The sequence below is a fragment of the Kitasatospora sp. NPDC057595 genome (assembly GCF_042800875.1).
Taxonomy (GTDB): domain Bacteria; phylum Actinomycetota; class Actinomycetes; order Streptomycetales; family Streptomycetaceae; genus Kitasatospora.
In genome coordinates, this window is sequence record NZ_JBHVGL010000021.1 from 1 (window position 1) to 2,968 (window position 2,968).

At 78.7% G+C, this 2,968-nt stretch carries 1 protein-coding gene; it reads left to right on the top strand.

The window, feature by feature from the left end:
• Positions 1–2,823: BTAD domain-containing putative transcriptional regulator (locus tag ACFU9E_RS27280; protein ID WP_380715425.1), on the top strand; the 2,823-nt coding region annotated here is incomplete at its 5' end.
• Positions 2,824–2,968 lie beyond the last annotated feature (145 nt).

Sequence of the window (2,968 nt, forward strand, 5' to 3'; positions counted from 1 at the left end):
GCCCAGGCCCCCGCGCCCGCGCAGACCCCGGCGCCCGGCCAGCCGTCCGCGCCCGCCGCGCACGCCGACGCCCAGGCGCCCGCCGCCCACGCCGAGCAGGCCCCCGACGACGACTACACCGTGGCCCTCGCCGCCTCGACCGTCGGCGTGCTGCTCGCCGCGATCATGGTCGGCACCGTCGCCCGCAAGCGCGGCGGCCAGCTGCGCGGCCGCCGCCCCCGGCACCGCATCGCCCTTCCCACCGCCCCCGCCGCCGCCTTCGAGGCGGAGCTGAAGGCCCGCCAGGACGACGCCGGCCTCGACCTGCTCGACCGCGCCCTGCGCAGCATGGCCCGCAACACCGTGCGCGGCGGCAAGCGGCTGCCCGCGATCGTCGCCGCGCGGATCACCCCCGGCCGCACGGTCGAACTCCACCTCTCCGGGGCCGCCGCCCCCATCGCGCCGTTCCGCGCCGCCCACGCGCCCAACATCTGGTGGTGCGCCGCCGACTCCGACGGCCTGCTCTCGCCCGGCCAGGCCCGCAAGACCGCCGCCCCCTACCCGGCGCTGGTCACCCTCGGCTCGGCCGCCGACGGCTCGGTGGTCCTCGCCGACCTGGAGACCGTCCGGCTGCTGCACCTCTCCGGCCACCCGGACGACGCCCGTGACGTGCTGCGCACCCTCGCGCTGGAACTCGCCCACAGCCCGCTCGCCGACCGTCTCCACCTGCACCTGGTCGACCTCGCCGAGGAGGTGCCGATCAGCGGTCCCGCCGCCGAGCGGATCCACCGCCACACCACCCTGGAGGCCGCGCTCGCCGCCCTCGGCCCGCGCACCGCCAAGGCCCGCGCGACGCTGGTGGCCGCCGAGGCCGCCAGCCCCCGGGACGCCCGCAGCCGCGGCCTGGCCGACGAGTCCTGGGTCCCCGAGATCGTGCTCTGTGCCCACCAGCCCGGCGGGGAGGTCCCGGCCGAGCTGGGCCGGCTGCTCGACGCCCGCCCCCGCACCTGCGTCGCCGTGGTCACCCGGGCACCCGAGCGCGGCACCGGCCCGGTCGCCCGCTGGACCCTCCCGGCCACCGGCCAGGCCGTCATCCCCGGCCTGAACGTCTCCCTGGAGCTGCAGCGCCTGACCACCGGCCAGTACGAGCAGGTCACCGAGCTGCTCCGGAGCGCCGACGACACCACCCAGCACCCCGCCCCCGCCTGGACCCTGGACGGCGAGGAGCTGGAGCCCGCCGACCTGCCGGTGCCCGTCCCGGTGCTCGCCGGCGTCGGCGCCGCCGCGGGCCCGGGCGCGGACGGCCCGGCGGGCGGCTTCTCGCTCGCCGCGCTGGACGCCGCCCTGGGTGGCCCGGACGACGGGGACGACCAGGACGCGGACGCCGACGGCGGTCCCGGGGCGGCCGGGCCGCGGCTGCTGGCCCGGGTGATCGGCACCGGCGCCAGCCCGTTCGCGGGCGCCGGACCGGCCGCGCTGCCCGCCCCGCGCCACCTGATCAACGGGCTCGGCCGCCAGGCCGGCGCCGCCGCAGTGCCGACCGGACCGGCGGCCGCCTTCCCGGTCACGTTCCCGGTCGCGCCGGTGCCCGCGGTGCCGGTCGTGGAGCCGGTGGTGGAGCCGGTCGTGGAACCGGCGACGGAGGATCCGGACGGATCGGGCGGCTTCGACGGGGACGAGACCACGCAGAACCTCGGCCTGCCCGAGGCCGTCGCGCCCGTTGGTTCCGCTGCTCCCGCTGCTCCCGCTGCTCCCGCTGCTCCCGCTGTCCCCGCTGTTCCTCCCGCTGAGCCGGTTGCGCCTGTTGCGCCCGTTCAGGCGGTGGCCCCGGCGCCCGCGCTCGACGCCGCGCCCGTCCCGGCGGCGATCCCCGCGCCCGCCCCGGTCCCGGCGCCCGAGCGGATCCCCGAGCCGGTGCCGACCCACGACCCGGCCCCGGCCCCCACGGCCGCCGACCCGCGCATGCCCGCCCGCCCCGAGCCCGGTCCGGCCGCGTCCGCCCCGGTCGCCCGCACCACCTCCGGCCGCAGCGACAGCGACGACCTGCTCGCCATCCTCCGCTCCCCGGAGGCGCACGCCACCCGGGCCACTCCCCGGATCCGCCTGCTCGGCCCGGTCGACGTCGCGGGCACCGGCGGCAGCGCCGAACCCGGCGCGCTCGTCCGGCTCACCGAACTCGCCGCCTACCTGGCCCTGCGCCCCGGCGCCGACCACAACGCCCTCGACCACGACCTGCACCCCGGCGCGGCCCACCTCGACCCGCACCCCACCGCGGCCGACGGCGGAAGCCCGTTGCCCGTCAAGCTCGCCGACCTGGCCGCCTGGCTGGGCACCGCCCCGGACGGCCGGCCGTTCCTGGCCACCGACTCGGTCGAGGGCTACACCTTCGCGCCGGCCGTCACCTGCGACTGGGACGAGTTCCGCAGCCTCTACCGGCGCGGCATGCGCAGCACCAGCGCCACCGCCGACGCGGCCCTCGCCCACGCCCTCGCCCTGGTCCGCGGCGCCCCGTTCGCCGAGGCCCCGCCGGCCGCCTACGGCTGGGCCGAGAGCGAGCGGCAGGACATGATCGCCGCGATCGTCGACACCGCCCACGAACTCGCCGCCCGCCGCCTGCAGTACGGCGACCACCGCAGCGCCGAGGCCGCCGTCTTCCGCGGCCTCGCCGTCGCCCCGGACGTCGAACTGCTGCACCGCGACCTGTTCTACGCCTACGCCTCCGCCGGCGCCCGCGACCAGCTCCTGCGCGCCGTCAACCGCCTCGACGCCCTCAGCCGCCGCACCGGCCGCGACCTGGACGCCGACACCGTGGCCCTCCTCCGCGACCTCCTCGCCGGCTCCTGACCCCCCGGAGTAGGAAGTCGGTGTAGCCGACTTCCTACTCCGCCGCCCGGCCGCTTCCCCCGTTTGATGGGCTGGCTGCAGGGCTGGCTGAGGGAGTGGGAAGTCGGTGTCATCGACTTCCCACTCCACCGTCACCGAGAGGCGA